Source organism: Pseudomonas sp. S04 (assembly GCF_009834545.1).
In the GTDB taxonomy this organism is placed as follows: domain Bacteria; phylum Pseudomonadota; class Gammaproteobacteria; order Pseudomonadales; family Pseudomonadaceae; genus Aquipseudomonas.
In genome coordinates this window covers 4639678-4655776 of sequence record NZ_CP019427.1, presented here as the reverse complement: position 1 = coordinate 4655776, position 16099 = coordinate 4639678, and the positions used below count along the sequence as shown (strand labels likewise).

The following is a 16099-nucleotide window of genomic DNA, read 5'->3' as shown; positions in this document are numbered from 1 at the left end:
CAGCGAGGGCGCATGGGCAACGAAGGTCAGCGATTTGACGCATTGAATCTGCGTCGTAGGGAAGGTAAGCAAGATGGTACAGGTGAGAGCACACCAGCCGATCAACACCGACGGCAGTATCAATCTCGAGGCTTGGCTCGATCATGCGGTCAGTGTCGATCCGGCACTGGATCGCGAAGCCTTGAAGGAAGCCTGCGAGTTCGCTCGACAGGCCGAACAGCAAGACAATGCAGCGAAGAACCTGTGGTCCGAAGGCACCTCGAGTTTTCGCACCGGGCTTGAGATCGCGGAAATTCTCGCCGACCTCAAGCTTGACCAGGACTCCCTGGTCGCGGCGATCCTTTACCGTGGCGTGCGCGAAGGCCAGATCCAGCTGCCCAACGTCAGCCAGCGCTTTGGCCCGGTGGTCGGCAAGCTGATCGACGGCGTGCTGCGCATGGCGGCCATCAGCGCCAGCCTGAGCCCGCGCCAGTCCATGGTGCTGGGCACCCAGGGCCAGGTGGAAAACCTGCGCAAGATGCTGGTGGCCATGGTCGACGACGTCCGTGTGGCCCTGATCAAGCTCGCCGAGCGCACCTGCGCGATCCGCGCGGTGAAAACCGCCGACGACGAAAAGCGCAACCGGGTCGCCCGGGAAGTTTTTGATATCTACGCGCCGCTGGCCCATCGCCTGGGCATCGGTCATATCAAGTGGGAGCTGGAGGACTTGTCCTTCCGTTACCTGGAACCGGACCAGTACAAGCAGATTGCCAAGTTGCTGCATGAGCGGCGCCTCGACCGCGAGCGCTTCATCAGCGACGTGATGAACCAGTTGCAGAGCGAGTTGCAGGCCACCGGTGTCGATGCCGACATCAGCGGCCGAGCCAAGCACATCTATTCGATCTGGCGCAAAATGCAGCGCAAGGGTCTGGAGTTCAGCCAGATCTACGACGTGCGCGCGGTGCGCGTGCTGGTGCCGGAAATGCGCGACTGCTATACCGCGCTGGGCATCGTCCACACGCTGTGGCGGCACATTCCCAAGGAATTCGACGACTACATCGCCAACCCCAAGGAGAACGGCTACCGCTCGTTGCACACGGCGGTGATCGGTCCCGAGGGCAAGGTGCTGGAAGTGCAGATCCGCACCCACGCCATGCACGAAGAAGCCGAGCTGGGGGTCTGTGCGCACTGGAAGTACAAAGGCACCGACGTCAAGTCCGGCTCCAACCACTACGAAGAGAAAATCTCCTGGTTGCGCCAGGTGCTCGAGTGGCACGAGGAGCTGGGGGACATCGGTGGCCTGGCCGAACAGTTGCGGGTCGATATCGAGCCGGACCGGGTGTACATCTTCACCCCCGACGGCCATGCCATCGACCTGCCCAAGGGCGCGACGCCGCTGGATTTTGCCTATCGCGTGCATACCGAGATCGGCCACAACTGCCGTGGCGCAAAGATCAACGGGCGTATCGTGCCGCTCAACTACAGCCTGCAAACCGGTGAACAGGTCGAGATCATCACCAGCAAGCACGGCACCCCGAGCCGTGACTGGCTGAACCCGAACCTGGGCTACATCACCACCTCGCGGGCCCGGGCCAAGATTGTCCACTGGTTCAAGTTGCAGGCGCGCGATCAGAACGTCGCGGCGGGCAAGACCTTGCTCGAGCGCGAGCTCAATCGCCTCGGCCTGCCGCAGGTGGATTTCGAGAAGCTGGCCGACAAGGCCAACATGAAAACCGCCGAGGACATGTTCGCAGCCCTGGGCGCGGGCGATCTGCGCCTGGCCCAACTGGTCAACCTGGCGCAGCAACTGGTGGAGCCGGAACGCGGCAACGAACAGTTGGAGCTGATCCCGCGCAAGGCCACCGGCTACAAGCCCGGCAAGCGCGGCGACATCCAGATCCAGGGCGTGGGCAACCTGATGACGCAGATGGCCGGCTGCTGCCAGCCGCTGCCAGGCGACGCGATCGTCGGCTACATCACCCAGGGCCGCGGTGTCAGCATTCACCGCCAGGACTGTGCCTCGGTGTTGCAACTGGGCGGGCGCGAACCCGAGCGGATCATCCAGGTCAGCTGGGGCCCGGTGCCGGTGCTCACCTATCCGGTGGACATCATCATCCGTGCCTACGACCGCTCCGGTCTGCTGCGTGACGTCTCGCAAGTGCTGCTCAACGAGCGGATCAACGTGCTGGCGGTCAACACCCGCTCGAACAAGGAGGACAACACTGCGTTGATGTCCCTGACCATCGAGATTCCGGGGCTGGACGCTTTGGGGCGGCTGCTGGGGCGAATTTCCCAGTTGCCGAACATCATTGAGACCCGGCGTAACCGTACGCCATAAGACGCAAGAGCTTTATTGTAGGAGCGGGCGCCCGCTTGCGGCGCCCGCTTGCGGCGCCCGCTTGCGGCTTGCTCGCGAAGGATTTGAGGGCGACGCATTTATTCAGATGACGCGCGTCATCGTTAATGTCCATCGCGAGCAGGCTCGCTCCTACAGTAAGCGGGCAGAGGCCGTTTTGATGTATTCACTTGAAGACCTGCTGCACCTCATGGCCCGTCTGCGCGACCCGCAGTACGGCTGTCCGTGGGATATCAAGCAAACGTACAAGAGCATCGTCCCGCACACCCTGGAGGAAGCCTACGAAGTAGCTGACGCCATCGAACGCGGGGACTTCGATCACTTGCAGGGTGAGTTGGGCGACTTGCTGTTCCAGGTGGTGTACTACAGCCAGTTGGCCCGAGAGGAGGGGCGTTTCGAGTTTGCCGGCGTCATCGACAGCATCACCCGCAAGTTGATCCGCCGTCATCCCCACGTGTTTCCCACTGGCGACCTGCACGCGCCGCTGGATGTCCCGCGCCTCGACGAGGAGCAGGTCAAGCAGCGTTGGGAGCAGATCAAGGCGCAAGAACGGGCCGAGAAGTCCCAGGCACCCGAGCAGTTGTCCTTGCTCGACGATGTGCCCAGTGCGCTGCCGGCGCTGTCGCGTTCGGCCAAGTTGCAAAAGCGCGCCGGGCAGGTAGGGTTCGATTGGCCGCATGCGTTGCCGGTGCTCGACAAGGTGCGTGAAGAGCTCGATGAAGTGCTTGAGGCCATGGCCGATAACGACAAGGCGGCGATCAGTGACGAGGTCGGCGACCTGTTGTTTTCCGTGGTCAATCTGGCGCGGCACCTCAAGGTCGACCCGGAAACCGCGCTACGCGGGGCCAATGCCAAGTTTGAGCGACGTTTCCGATTTATCGAACAGGCATTGCGCGACACGCACCAACCCATAGAAAATTGCACCCTCGAAGAGTTGGACGCCTTGTGGGGCGAAGCCAAACGTCAGGAAAAGAATTTGCCCAGCTGCGGTTGAGCAGTTGCCTAAGTGAGTAAGCACATGAGCATTTCCCTTCGCGACCAGTTGCTCAAAGCAGGGCTGGTCAATCAAAAGCAGGCCAAGCAGGTCGGTAAAGAAAAGCAGAAGCAACAACGCCTGGCCCACAAAGGCCAGATCGAGCTCGACGACAGCCAGCAACGCCTGGCCCAGGAAGCCATGGCCGAGAAGGTCAAGCGCGACCAGGAGCTCAACCGCCAGCAGCAGGAGAAAGCCGAGCAGAAGGCCCGTGCCGCACAGATCAAGCAACTGATCGAAGTCTCGCGCCTGCCCAAGCTCACCACCGAGGACTACTACAACTTCGTTGACGACAAGAAGGTCAAGCGCCTGTCGGTCAACACCCTGATGCGCAACAAACTCAGCAGCGGCTCGCTGGCCATCGTGCACCATGGCGGCGGCTACGAAGTGATCCCACGTGAGGCTGCGCTGAAGATCCAGGAGCGCGATCCACAGCGCATCGTGCAGATGAACGTGCAGACCGAAGAGGTCGATGCCGAGGACGATCCGTACGCGGCCTATCAGATTCCTGATGATCTGATGTGGTAATACGACATGGGTAGTTGGCGACAACTACACACGCGTTAGTACTTCAGGCGGTCAAACATGTTGAGCCCGAAAGAGTGTATCGCTACGCTCTTTCGGGCTCTTCTGTTATACGGCGGTTAATATTTATTTATGTCTGGCTTCAGGTCGGTGTAATACCGATCCTGCGGTTGATCTTTTAATGGCCCAACGGCAAGGAGAGTATTTGATCTATTAATGATTCTGAGGTGCTTAATGTTTGTGACTATTGCGTCTTTGCAACAACCCACCTTTCATTCGGAATTCTCCTGGGCGCGTAAACCGGGCCAGAGCATCGTCAGTTATGTCACCCAGGAACTCGATCGGCGAGTTCAATTCGTCAGTGACAGGCTGAACCTGAGTGCCGAACTGACCATCAATGATTACGTCGACAGTCAGTGCCTGTTCTTCACCTTGCCCGAGTTCTTCTGGAACGTACCCTGGGCCAGTGCAGGCACCGAGGAGGAGCTGCTGCAGCTGAGCAGTTGTTACCTGGAGCAACTGCCGGGGAGTATCGCGCAGCTCATCAAGTGGCTGCCGCTCAACGACTATGGCAGGGTCGTCCTGATGGCCGGCACCTGTGCCAGCTTGATCAAGGTCGAGGATCCTCAAGGTGAGTATTTTGAAGTGGTCAACTCAGTGTTGCTGGCGAGTAACTTCAAGTTTCTGGGCGACGGCTTCCCGGAGCTATCGATGTGGCCAAAGCGTCATGTTTCCGGTATCGACTTTGGCAGTAATGTCGGCAGTGATGAGTATTATTGGTACTTTCAGCTTTCCAATAACTTGAAAGTCAAAGTGCGCAAGCTCAGTTCGGCGCTGTCCGAGCACAATACGGCGCAGGGTTATGGTCCGATGTTGTTTAACTCGATGATCGAACAGTGCCCTTTTAGTATCAATGTGTGCCTGGACTACGCGCAACTCGAAGAGGGTGAGCGAGATGAAGAGACGGAGCAGATCGAGGCGAAAATTGATTTTCTGATCGCCTGTGGCATGCCGTTTGATCAAAACCGACCGTACCCGCCGAGTGTGCAGTTTGCGGTCAGGAACGATGGCATGGGCGAGGGGCATTGTCAGTTCGCTAAAGTCAGTTGCGGCCGGATCAGCCACGAACTGCAGGCTATGAAAGTCGAGGAGACGTTGCACTTTGTGCAACTGGAACTGAGCTGAGTCTGCAGCCGCCAGCCTCGGCGCTTGGCTGGGTTGGCGGCTGCAGTTTTCAAAGGTCAGCGCGTAGCGGTTTCGCGTTGCTGCTCCAGGGTTTCCAATTCGATGCGATAGCTGTGGGCGTCGCTTTCGGAATGAAACATTCCCACCAGTAAGTCTTGTTGATGCACATCCCAGATGCGGATACCGGCGGCTACCCCTTCGTGGGACATGTGTGAATCGTCGCGTTCTGTCACTTTAACTGTCATCTGCTAGCTCCAATCCTGATTGATCTGCAGCAAGGCGTGTGCAGGCCTTTGTTATATATTTTGATAGCTTGCTAAGTAAATCGGCAGAATCGGTAACGGTCTGTTGCAGAAATTGAGAAAGTCCTGCAGCCCGCGCAGGGCGTGACATTCGGTCGCAGGCTGGAAAGTTTCATGACAGAAGTTTCATGAGCCGAAGGGCTTCGCGGGCCGGTGACGGCGAATCTACAGGCGAAAAAAAGCCCCGCTTTCGCGAGGCTTTTGGGTGTTTCCAGGCTTAGCTGCCTTTGACCGACTTGCCGTTGACGGTGCCGTCCAGGAGCATGATGTTGTACTCCTTGCCGTCGGTTTCGACCTGTTGCAGGCGAACCAGCAGGTAGTCCCAGTCCTTGGCGAACCACATCACGGTGATGCGTTTGCTTTGTGTCGGGTCGCGTACGCGCTCCACCTTGATCGCGTCGATCTGGCCGGCCTTGGTGTCGACTTTCTCGGAGCCCAGGACGCGGAAGTCGTAGGTATCGACTTCGCCGTCATCGACCACTTGGTAGCTCATGCTTTTCTTGCCGGCGGCGACATCGTGCTGCAGGGCGAGCTGATAGGTGGATTTGTCGACCATGCCGCGGTTCAGCGGGATCTTGACCGCGTCACCGCGATCAGTGCCGGTGACCATCTTGGTGGTCCAGTCGAAATCCAGATCAGCCTTCTTGGCCTTGCCCAGGCCGCCACGCTCGAAATGATACGACTGCGGCAGCAGGGTGTCCTTGTCGAGTGTCAGGGTGCTTTCTTCGGTCAGGCTGGCAATCATCATGGAGGCCTTGAAGCTGAGCTTCCAGACACCATTGGCTTGTTTGGCCAGGCTGCGTTCGGCAGTGCCGCTCATCGGCAGCTGTTTCCAGTCGGCGGTGTAGCTGGCGGAGAACGGTTGAAGGTCTGCAGCCTGCGCGAGTGGCAGGGCGAACAGAGCGCAAGCGAAGAGCAGGGCGCGACGCATAAAATCTCCTAGTTACGAATCAAGTGACCGCTGGCCTCGAGCAACTGGCCATCCAGTAAAGCACCTTCTTCGCCAAGGCTCAGGCGGCCCTCGGCAAACCAGCGAACAGCCAACGGATAAATCTGGTGCTCGCGTACGTGTACGCGTTGCGCCAGACTTTGCGGCGAATCATGCAACTCTACCGGTATTACTGCCTGTACGACCAGTGGGCCGCCGTCGAGTTCCTCGGTAACGAAGTGCACGCTGCATCCGTGTTCAGTGTCGCCGGCCTCCAACGCTCGCTGATGAGTGTGTAACCCTTTGTATTTGGGTAGCAGCGAAGGGTGGATATTGAGCAGGCGGCCCTGATAGTGGCGCACGAAATCAGCGCTGAGAATGCGCATGAAACCGGCCAGTACCACCAGCTTGGGCTGGAATTCATCGATCAGTTCGATCAAGGCGGCATCGAAGGCCTCGCGGCCTTCGAAAGCTTTGTGATCCAGGGCGCGGGTGTCGATACCCGCGTCCCTGGCGCGCTGAAGGCCGTAGGCATCGGCGCGGTTCGAGATCACGGCGCGGATGCGGACAGGGTTGTCCGCATGCTGTGCGTCGTCGATCAAGGCCTGCAAGTTACTGCCGGTGCCGGACAACAGCACCACCACATCACAGGTCTTGGACATCAATGAGCCTTGAGGTTCTTCAGTTCAACCTGAGCCGCGCCTTCGGCAGCGGTGGAAATCTGACCGATGACCCAAGGCTGCTCGCCGGCTTCACGCAGTACGTTCAGCGCGGTTTCAACGTGCTCTTGAGCGACGCAGATGACCATGCCCACGCCGCAGTTCAGCACGCGGTGCATTTCGTTTTCGTCGACGTTGCCTTGCTCTTGCAGCCAGTCGAACACGGCAGGACGGGTCCAGCTCGCAACGTCAACCACGGCTTGTGCGCCTTTTGGCAGGACGCGCGGGATGTTGTCCAGCAGGCCACCACCGGTGATGTGGGCCATGGCTTTTACGGCGCCGGTGTCCTTGATCAGCTTGAGCAACGGCTTGACGTAGATACGGGTCGGCGCCATCAGCAGGTCGGTCAGCGGCTTGCCATCGAGTTCGATGTTCTCGATGTCGGCACCGGATACTTCGATGATCTTGCGGATCAGCGAGTAGCCATTGGAGTGCGGGCCGGACGAAGGCAGGGCGAGCAGGGCGTCGCCGGCGGCCACTTTCGAGCCGTCGATGATCTCGGCTTTCTCGACCACACCGACGCAGAAGCCGGCCAGGTCGTAGTCTTCGCCTTCGTACATGCCAGGCATTTCAGCGGTTTCGCCGCCAACCAGGGAGCAGCCGGACAGTTCGCAGCCAGCGCCGATGCCAGTGACCACCTGGGTGGCGGTTTCGACGTTGAGCTTGCCGGTGGCGTAGTAGTCCAGGAAGAACAGCGGTTCGGCGCCGCACACCACCAGGTCGTTAACGCACATGGCCACCAGGTCGATGCCGATGCTGTCGTGCTTGTTCAGGTTCAGTGCCAGGCGCAGCTTGGTGCCAACACCGTCGGTGCCGGAAACCAGTACAGGCTGCTTGTAGCCGGCCGGGATTTCGCAGAGGGCGCCGAAACCGCCCAGGCCGCCCATGACTTCCGGGCGCGCAGTGCGCTTGGCGACGCTCTTGATGCGTTCGACCAATGCTTCACCGGCGTCGATGTCTACACCGGCGTCCTTGTAGCTCAGGGAGGGTTGCTTGCTCATGATCCAGGCCTTTAGGGGGGATTCAGGGGTAACGACCGAGTCTGGCGGGAAGGCTGAAAGCGTCCTGGCGGGAGTGCCGCGCAAAACATTTCAGATCACCCGGCCATTGCCGGTCTGCGAAGGCGCGCGATTTTATCAGGCTTGAGGGGCAGCGGCCATCCTCGGGCCGACGGGCAGGGGCATATCGGCAAAAAAAAGCAAAAAATGCCAGCGTTGGTGATCTCGTGTGTCGCTGTATAAGGTAGAGCTGTTTACCGTCTATGGTTATGACGGAGTAAAAACTTCCAGCGATCGCGTGAATGTTTTGCTGGGGCGCGTGGTCACAGCCCTGTTCAAATTGATTCATGCGGTGCGTTCCAGCCGCTTTCTGTCGTCGGGAATCTTCCATGCGTCTGTGTAAATTGTTGTTTGCCGGTGTGTTGTCAGTGCTCAGCCTGGCCAGCCAGGCCCAAACCGTCAAAGGTCTCTATCAGGTGCGCGAACCGGTCAGCAACCAGACCCCGCAAGAGCGCGACCAGGCCACCCAGCGTGCGCTCGACACCCTGGTGTTGCGCCTTACCGGAGATGCCAAGGCCTTGCAAAGCCCCGGCCTGGCCGCCTTGCGCAAGGACCCGCAACAAATTATCAGTCAGTACGGCTACGATGCCGGGCCGCCGGAAAGCCTGCAGGTCGAATTCGATCCGGCGAGCACCGATCGCGCGTTGCGCCAGGCCGGGTTGGCGGTGTGGGGCGCCAATCGGCCATCGATCCTCGGTTGGTGGCTCAACGACTCCAGTGAAGGCTCGAGTCTGGTGGGGGACGGCCAGTCCAGTGCAGAGCCCTTGCGCCGTGCGGCCCAGCATCGTGGGTTACCCTTGCGCCTGCCGCTGGCCGACCTGAGCGAGCAACTGGTCGCCACCGCACCCAATCTGCAAGGTAGCGATGCCACTGCGCTGCGCAGCGCCTCCGAGCGTTATGGTGCCGATGGCCTGCTGGCGGTACATGCGCGTGAGGATGGCGGTGCATGGCAGGCCAAATGGCATCTGTGGCTGGGGGACCAGCGTGAGCAGGGCAGCGTGCAGGGGGCGGACAGCGCGGCGGTTGCCGACGCGGTGTTGCTGGCAGTGAGTGAGCGCCTGGCGCCGCGCTTTGCCTCCAAGCCGGGGGCGTCCGGCGAGCAGGTGCTTGAAGTGCAGGGCATGAACCTTGAGCGCTATGCTGCGCTGGGGCGCTTGCTGGAGCCCTTTGGTGCCCGTTTGCAGCGGGTGGAGGGTGACCGGATCGTGTATCGGGTCAATGGCAGCAGCGAGCAACTGCGTGCGCAGTTGAGCCTGGCCAAGTTGCAGGAGGTGCCCGTAGCGGCGCCTGCACCACTGGCCCCGGGCGCCGAGGGTACGCCTGCGGCAGTGGCGGCAGCACCCAAGGCGCAATTGAGTTTTCGCTGGTAGTTTTTCTTTTCCTATATAGAAGCAGGAGTGGTACATGGCCGATTCGCGGCGTTGGGTTTGGCTGGGTGGGGTCGTCCTGCTGTGTCTGTTCATTTATCTGTTGCACCCGATCCTCACGCCTTTCCTGGTGGCGCTGGGGCTGGCGTACCTGTTCGATCCGATGGTCGACCGTCTGGAAAAGTACGGTCTGTCGCGGACCTGGGGCGTGGTGGCGGTGTTTGCCGTGTTCACCTTGATCGTCATGGCCTTGTTGCTGGTGCTGGTGCCGATGCTGGCCAAGCAGTTGTTCAGCCTGTACGAACTGGCTCCGCAGATGCTCGACTGGCTGCAGCACACCGCGATGCCATGGGTGCAGGCCAAGTTGGGGCTGGCGGACGGGTTCTGGAAGTTCGACAAGGTCAAGGCTGCCATCAGTGAGCACATGGGGCAGACCACCGACATCGTCGGGGTGGTGCTGAGCCAGGCCACGGCGTCCAGCCTGGCGCTGATCGGATTGCTGGCCAACCTGGTGTTGATCCCGGTGGTGAGCTTTTACCTGCTGCGTGATTGGGATGTGATGATGGCCAAGATCCGCAGCCTGCTGCCGCGTGATCGTGAGGCGCGGCTGGTGTCGCTGGCCGGCGAATGCCATGAGGTGCTGGGCGCCTTCGTGCGTGGGCAGTTGCTGGTGATGCTGGCGTTGGGGGTGATCTACGCGGCGGGCCTGATGCTGGTCGGCCTGCAACTGGGGTTGTTGATCGGCCTGATTGCCGGTCTGGCGGCCATCGTGCCCTACATGGGCTTTGTGATCGGGATTGGCGCGGCGTTGATTGCCGGACTGTTCCAGTTTGGTGGCGACCCGTACCCGATGATCGGGATTGTCGCGGTGTTCATGGTCGGCCAGGCCCTGGAAGGCATGGTACTGACGCCATTGCTGGTGGGTGACCGGATTGGCCTGCATCCGGTGGCGGTGATCTTCGCGATCCTGGCCGGCGGCGAGTTGTTCGGCTTTACCGGGATCCTGCTGGCGTTACCGGTGGCGGCGGTGATCATGGTGCTGGTGCGTCACGTGCAAGATTTGTACAAGGATTCGGGAATGTATAGTGGGGCCCAGGGGCCCGAGGCGTGAGCGCGTCTGGCCCGATACTGGCAAGTTAACGCAAACCTTTGATTTTGCTTATGGTCTGTTGCATTGTGCGGCTGGCTTCACGGGTATAAACTTTGCAAACTTTACACAGAGGCCACTAACGGTTCCTTTGGAACTGTTCAGTCAGCATGAAACCGATTCAGCTGCCCCTAGGTGTGCGTCTGCGTGATGACGCCACCTTTATCAATTACTACCCTGGCGCCAACGCCGCTGCACTCGGCTATGTCGAACGCCTGTGCGAAGCCGACGCCGGCTGGACCGAAAGCCTGATCTATCTGTGGGGCAAGGACGGCGTGGGGCGTACGCACTTGTTGCAGGCGGCGTGCCTGCGCTTCGAGCAGTTGGGCGAGCCGGCGGTGTACCTGCCGTTGGCCGAATTGCTGGACCGGGGTATCGAGATCCTCGACAACCTCGAGCAGTACGAGCTGGTGTGCCTGGATGACCTGCAGGCGGTTGCCGGGCGAGCAGACTGGGAAGAGGCGCTGTTCCACCTGTTCAATCGGCTGCGCGACAGTGGTCGGCGTTTGCTGATCGCAGCGTCGACTTCGCCGCGGGAGTTGCCGGTCAAGCTGGCCGACCTCAAATCCCGTTTGACCCTGGCGTTGATTTTCCAGATGCGTCCGCTGTCCGATGAGGACAAATTGCGCGCCCTGCAACTGCGTGCCTCGCGCCGCGGTCTGCACCTGACCGACGAGGTCGGGCATTTTATCCTGACTCGCGGTACCCGCAGCATGAGTGCCCTGTTCGAGCTGCTTGAACGCCTCGATCAGGCGTCCCTGCAGGCTCAGCGCAAGCTGACCATTCCTTTCCTCAAAGAAACCCTGGGCTGGTAAAACCGCGGCCTGTAGCGCGTTTCGGCAAATTTCAGGCGTCAGAAAACCCGCAGGCGAACGGCGTTCGTCATGCGTGCAGATTTAAAATGGGCTTAAGCGCTTAGATGGCGGGGCGAAACTGCAAAGTCACATTTAAATCGATTGAATTTGCAAATGAGGGTGATAGAAGGCATAGTCTCGGCTTCTTTACACAATTCAGCCACGGTCGTGCCCATGCTAAAGCGCTTCGCACCCCTCGTGCCTCTCGCACTCGTCACCCTGTTGTTTGGTTGCTCTGCACACTCCCCAGTGTCCCAGCAAGAGCCCCAGCAACAGGTCAAGAACTCTGTTACCGCGCAGTCTTCCGCTGTTTATCAGGAAGAACTGGCAACCGAAAAAGAGCTGGCCGCGTTTGCGGGCCGCAAGCCTTACCAGATGCCGGTCCTGGCCGACAGCATCCTCGAACGTGGCATGTCCCTGATCGGTACCCGTTACCGTTTCGGTGGTACCTCTGAAGCCGGTTTCGATTGCAGCGGCTTCATCGGCTACCTGTTTCGCGAAGAAGCGGGCATGAACCTGCCACGCTCCACCCGCGAAATGATCAACGTTGATGCGCCACTGGTTTCGCGCAGCAAGCTGGAACCGGGCGACCTGCTGTTCTTCGCCACCAATGGTCGTCGCGGGCGTGTCAGCCACGCCGGGATCTACCTCGGTGACAACCAGTTCATCCACTCCAGCAGCAGCCGCAGCGGCGGTGTCCGGGTCGATAGCCTGGGCGACAGCTACTGGAGCAAGACCTTCATCGAAGCCAAGCGCGCCCTCGCCATGGCTCCGACCACGGTCACTGCCCGCAAGTAAGCGGGCAGGCTGGCAACGGCGCTCCAGGCGAGCGCCGGCCAGCGCAAAGACCATCTTCCCGGCAATACCCCTTCTTTTTGTAGTGCAAACTTAAAGTCTTACTTGAAGTTTGGCGCGTAGCCGCTAGAATCCTGATCTATTGTTGATCAACTAACCGCGTAAGCCCTGCTTACGCGGTTTTGTTTTCAGCCTCCCGGCAGTGACAGCCGCAGCCAGATCAGGATGTTCGGTAATGACGATGTCGGCCCGCCTTGCACTCATGTTCTGCGTCGCGCTGCTCAGCGCCTGCGCCAGTCGCACGCCGCCACCGGCCAAGGTGGTCCGCGCACCGATTTTTGCCCCTACCCAGAATTTCTCCCCGGCTGCCGAAGACGTGCTGTTTCGCGCCCTGGGCCTGGTAGGCACTCCCTATCGCTGGGGCGGCAATACTCCGGATTCGGGATTTGATTGCAGTGGCTTGATTGGCTATGTCTACCGGGATGCAGCGGGTATTTCCCTGCCGCGCACCACCGGTGAAATGATCGGCATGCAGGCCCCGAGCGTCGGCAAAGAGGCCCTGCAGACTGGCGATGTGATCTTCTTCGCCACCAACGGCGGCTCACGGGTCAGTCACGCCGGCATCTACGTCGGCGAAGGACGCTTCGTGCACGCGCCGGCCACCGGTGGTACGGTCAAGCTCGACAGCTTGTCCAAAGCCTATTGGCAAAAAGCCTACCTGAGCGCCAAGCGCGTACTGCAACCCGAGCACCTGGCGCACAATCCCTAGTTCACAACGGGTTGGCAGAGGTGGTAATGACCGCGCGTACGCTCAATCTCGACGATGCCCTCTATCAGTACCTGCTCGACGTCTCGCTGCGCGAAACGCCGCTGCAACGTCGTCTGCGTGACGAAACCCAGGCGCTGCCCATGGCGCGTTGGCAAGTAGCGCCGGAGCAGGGCCAGTTCCTCGCGTTGCTGGTCAAGCTCAGCGGTGCGCGCCGGGTGATAGAAGTGGGGACGTTCACCGGTTACAGCGCCCTGTGCATGGCCGCGGCCCTGCCGGACGACGGGCAACTGATCTGCTGCGACATCATTGGTGACTACAACGCCACAGCGCGGCGCTACTGGCGGGAAGCCGGCCTCAGCGAGCGCATCGAACTGCGCCTGGCGCCGGCGTTGCAGACTTTGGAGCAGATCGAGCAGCAAGGGCAGGGCGGCGCTTTCGACTTGATTTTCATCGATGCCGACAAGGCCAACTATCCGGCCTACCTGGAAAGCGCCCTGCGTTTGTTGCGCAGCGGCGGCCTGGCGGTATTCGACAACACCCTGTGGAGTGGCCGGGTCCTGGAGCGCCAACCCGAGAGTGCCGATACCCGCGCCATCCAGGCACTCAACCTGGCCTTGAAGGATGATCCGCGGGTCGACCTGTCGTTATTGCCCCTGGGGGATGGCCTGACGCTGTGCCGCAAACGCTAGGCGCTGGGGTCATTGGCGGGCGGATACCCGCCACACCTTGTTGCCCACATCGTCGGCCACCAGCAAGTTACCCTGCCGATCGATCACCACGCCAACCGGCCGCCCCATGGCCTCTTCGTCCTGGTTGAGGAAGCCGCTGAGCACATCCACCGGTTGCCCGCTTGGCTTGCCGGCACTGAAGGGTACGAAGATCACTTTGTAACCGCTGTGCGGTTTGCGGTTCCACGAGCCGTGCTGGCCGATAAACGCGCCTTCGGTGAACGGGGCTGGCAACGTGCTGCCTTCGGCGAAGGCCAGGCCCAGGGAGGCTGTGTGTGGGCCCACTGCGTAGTCCGGGGCGATGGCCTTGGCCACCTGATCCGGATCTTGCGGGCTGACGCGGACATCGACGTGTTGGCCGTAGTAGCTGAACGGCCAGCCATAGAAGCCGCCATCCATGACCGACGTAATGTAGTCCGGCACCAGGTCGCTGCCGATCTCGTCTCGCTCATTGACCGCCGTCCACAGTTTGCCCGAGCTCGGTTCCCAGGCCATGCCGTTGGGATTGCGCAGGCCGGAGGCGAAAATCCGCTGATTGCCGGTGGCACGATCCACCTCCCAGATAGCGGCGCGGCCCTGTTCCTGCTCCAGGCCGTTTTCCCCGACATTGCTGTTGGAGCCCACCGTGACATACAACTTGCTGCCGTCCTGGCTGGCAATGACGTTTTTGGTCCAGTGGTGATTCAGCGTGCCACCGGGCAGGTCGATGACTTTCATGGGTTTGGTGGTGATCGAGGTTTGTCCCTCGACATAGTTGAAGCGCAGCAAACGATCGGTGTCGGCGACGTATAGGTCGTTGCCGACCAAGGTCATTCCAAACGGCGAATTGAGGTTTTCGATAAAACTGCTGCGGGTTTCGGCCACGCCATCGTGGTTGCTGTCGCGCAGCAGGGTGATGCGGTTGGCGCTGGGCACCGCGGCCCCAGCGCGGTCCATGACCTTGCCCATGACCCAGCCACGGATGCCCTTGCCATCTTCAGGCTTGGCTGGCGCATTGGTTTCTGCGACCAGTACATCGCCATTGGGCAGTACATAGAGCCAGCGCGGATGCTCCAATCCTTCGGCAAAGGCGACTACCTGGGTGCCGGGCGCTGCGGTTGGCTTGGCGCCATTGGCCCAGCCGACAGCGGGCGCGATGTTGACCGTGGGAATAAGGGTTTTGTTGGGTTCAGGCAGCTTGGGCGAAGGCCCGGTGCCATCCTCGACCCTGAGGCTCGAGGATTCTCCACAGGCGACCAGGCCTGCGGCCAGGGCGATGACACCAACGAGGCGGGACGTGGACATGCGGCTCTCCCTTAGAATGCACTGCTTAAGCCATAGAGGCGTCAGCATGACCTTAGGTTCAATTCGTCAGGTGGCGCTTTGCATTCTTGCTGCCGATTAGCCCGGCTTTAATTGACGCTCCACCCCCAACCCACTAACCTTCGCGACTTGTTTCAGGTGCTCGGTGACCCCAGGGTCGATCGAGTGAAACAGGGAAGCCGGTGAGCGCGCGTTCTATGACAGAACGGGTGACGATCCCGGCGCTGCCCCCGCAACGGTAAATGAGTGAAAACGACGCTTTGAGCCACTGTATCGGTGTCCGATATGGGAAGGCGCGTCGTCCGGCCAGCGCGCCACTCATGAGCCCGGAGACCGGCCTGATCCATCCAGCGGCATCACGGTGGGCGATGCCAGGCTTCTTGCCGTCTATTTCTATGCCTGCCCGCCGTTATCCAGCCTCAACGGAGAGCTCCCCCATGACTGATTCCCCTGATCGTGACGAACGCCATCTGGCGCGCATGCAGCGCAAAAAAGCCGTGATCGATGAGCGTATTGCCAACTCACCCAACGAATGTGGCCTGCTGCTGGTGCTGACCGGCAACGGCAAAGGCAAGAGCAGTTCGGCGTTCGGCATGCTCGCCCGCGCCATGGGCCATGGCATGCAGTGCGGTGTGGTGCAGTTCATCAAGGGCCGCAACAGCACGGGCGAGGAGCTGTTCTTCCGGCGCTTCCCGGAGCAGGTGCGGTTTCATGTGATGGGCGAAGGGTTCACCTGGGAAACCCAGGACCGCCAGCGCGATATCGCCGCTGCCGAGGCCGCCTGGCAGGTGTCCCGCGAACTGCTGCGCGACCCGGCCATCGGCCTGGTGGTGCTCGATGAGCTGAACATCGCCCTCAAGCATGGCTACCTCGATCTCGATCAGGTGCTCAGCGACCTGCAAGCCCGCCCGCCGATGCAACACGTGGTGGTTACCGGCCGCGCGGCCAAAGAGCAAATGATCGAACTGGCTGACACCGTCACCGAAATGGGCGTGATCAAGCATGCGTTCCAGGCCGGGATCAAGGCGCAAAAAGGCGTCGAGCTGTGAGCC

17 protein-coding genes and 1 riboswitch are annotated in these 16099 nt (G+C 60.6%); of the genes, 12 read left to right on the top strand and 5 right to left on the bottom strand.

Going from position 1 to position 16099, the window contains the following annotated elements:
- The first annotated feature begins 73 nt into the window (after positions 1 to 73).
- From relA to PspS04_RS20600, 4 genes are all read left to right on the top strand, one after another.
- On the top strand, positions 74 to 2317 hold the full coding sequence (relA, locus tag PspS04_RS20615) for a GTP diphosphokinase (protein ID WP_095170350.1): 2244 nt from the start codon (positions 74 to 76) through the stop codon (positions 2315 to 2317).
- 178 nt (positions 2318 to 2495) lie between these two features.
- Entirely contained in the window at positions 2496 to 3329 is an 834-nt protein-coding gene (gene mazG / locus PspS04_RS20610) for a nucleoside triphosphate pyrophosphohydrolase (protein WP_159997482.1), read from the top strand.
- Positions 3330 to 3353: 24 nt separating this feature from the next.
- Positions 3354 to 3896, top strand: coding sequence for a DUF2058 domain-containing protein (locus PspS04_RS20605; protein WP_095170349.1), 543 nt, complete (start codon positions 3354 to 3356; stop codon positions 3894 to 3896).
- A gap of 231 nt (positions 3897 to 4127) precedes the next feature.
- A complete protein-coding gene (locus tag PspS04_RS20600) occupies positions 4128 to 5078 on the top strand; it encodes a hypothetical protein (RefSeq protein ID WP_237234936.1) in 951 nt (316 codons plus the stop codon).
- Between the two features lie 56 nt (positions 5079 to 5134).
- Here PspS04_RS20600 and PspS04_RS20595 read toward each other — a convergent pair whose 3' ends face one another.
- The 4 genes from PspS04_RS20595 to purM form a co-directional block, all read right to left on the bottom strand.
- Complete coding sequence (locus tag PspS04_RS20595) at positions 5135 to 5323, bottom strand: hypothetical protein (RefSeq protein ID WP_095170347.1); 189 nt, start codon at positions 5321 to 5323, stop codon at positions 5135 to 5137.
- A 274-nt stretch (positions 5324 to 5597) separates the two neighbouring features.
- Entirely contained in the window at positions 5598 to 6311 is a 714-nt protein-coding gene (locus PspS04_RS20590) for a DUF3108 domain-containing protein (RefSeq protein WP_095170346.1), read from the bottom strand.
- A gap of 8 nt (positions 6312 to 6319) precedes the next feature.
- A complete protein-coding gene (gene purN / locus PspS04_RS20585; protein WP_095170345.1) occupies positions 6320 to 6970 on the bottom strand; it encodes a phosphoribosylglycinamide formyltransferase in 651 nt (216 codons plus the stop codon).
- Positions 6970 to 8028: a phosphoribosylformylglycinamidine cyclo-ligase gene (gene purM, locus PspS04_RS20580; RefSeq protein ID WP_095170344.1), complete on the bottom strand. Its 1059-nt coding sequence runs from the start codon at positions 8026 to 8028 to the stop codon at positions 6970 to 6972. The genes purN and purM overlap by 1 nt, the downstream gene beginning before the upstream one ends.
- 226 nt (positions 8029 to 8254) lie before the next feature.
- On the opposite strand from purM, the gene PspS04_RS27465 reads away from it, so the two are divergent.
- The 7 genes from PspS04_RS27465 to PspS04_RS20550 all read left to right on the top strand — a co-directional run bounded on the left by PspS04_RS27465 (position 8255) and on the right by PspS04_RS20550 (position 13706).
- A complete protein-coding gene (locus PspS04_RS27465; RefSeq protein ID WP_162530191.1) occupies positions 8255 to 8428 on the top strand; it encodes a hypothetical protein in 174 nt (57 codons plus the stop codon).
- The gene (locus tag PspS04_RS20575; RefSeq protein ID WP_174244592.1) at positions 8415 to 9455 is read left to right on the top strand and encodes a DUF2066 domain-containing protein; all 1041 of its coding nucleotides are present in this window, start codon (positions 8415 to 8417) and stop codon (positions 9453 to 9455) included. The genes PspS04_RS27465 and PspS04_RS20575 overlap by 14 nt, the downstream gene beginning before the upstream one ends.
- 34 nt (positions 9456 to 9489) lie before the next feature.
- Positions 9490 to 10563 carry an AI-2E family transporter gene (locus PspS04_RS20570; protein WP_095170342.1) on the top strand — a complete coding sequence of 358 codons (1074 nt, stop codon included), beginning with the start codon at positions 9490 to 9492 and terminating at the stop codon, positions 10561 to 10563.
- A gap of 146 nt (positions 10564 to 10709) precedes the next feature.
- Positions 10710 to 11414: a DnaA regulatory inactivator Hda gene (gene hda / locus PspS04_RS20565; RefSeq protein WP_008033543.1), complete on the top strand. Its 705-nt coding sequence runs from the start codon at positions 10710 to 10712 to the stop codon at positions 11412 to 11414.
- Positions 11415 to 11627: 213 nt separating this feature from the next.
- Positions 11628 to 12251 (top strand): C40 family peptidase, encoded by a 624-nt coding sequence (locus PspS04_RS20560; protein WP_159997476.1) that lies wholly within the window; start codon positions 11628 to 11630, stop codon positions 12249 to 12251.
- A gap of 232 nt (positions 12252 to 12483) precedes the next feature.
- A complete protein-coding gene (locus PspS04_RS20555) occupies positions 12484 to 13017 on the top strand; it encodes a C40 family peptidase (RefSeq protein ID WP_095170340.1) in 534 nt (177 codons plus the stop codon).
- Between the two features lie 26 nt (positions 13018 to 13043).
- Entirely contained in the window at positions 13044 to 13706 is a 663-nt protein-coding gene (locus PspS04_RS20550; protein ID WP_159997474.1) for a class I SAM-dependent methyltransferase, read from the top strand.
- Positions 13707 to 13715: 9 nt separating this feature from the next.
- Here PspS04_RS20550 and PspS04_RS20545 read toward each other — a convergent pair whose 3' ends face one another.
- Complete coding sequence (locus PspS04_RS20545; protein WP_159997472.1) at positions 13716 to 15029, bottom strand: PQQ-dependent sugar dehydrogenase; 1314 nt, start codon at positions 15027 to 15029, stop codon at positions 13716 to 13718.
- 137 nt (positions 15030 to 15166) lie between these two features.
- A riboswitch (cobalamin riboswitch) is annotated at positions 15167 to 15403 on the top strand.
- Between the two features lie 81 nt (positions 15404 to 15484).
- Here PspS04_RS20545 and cobO point away from each other — a divergent pair.
- Positions 15485 to 16096: a cob(I)yrinic acid a,c-diamide adenosyltransferase gene (cobO, locus tag PspS04_RS20540; RefSeq protein WP_095170337.1), complete on the top strand. Its 612-nt coding sequence runs from the start codon at positions 15485 to 15487 to the stop codon at positions 16094 to 16096.
- Positions 16097 to 16099 lie beyond the last annotated feature (3 nt).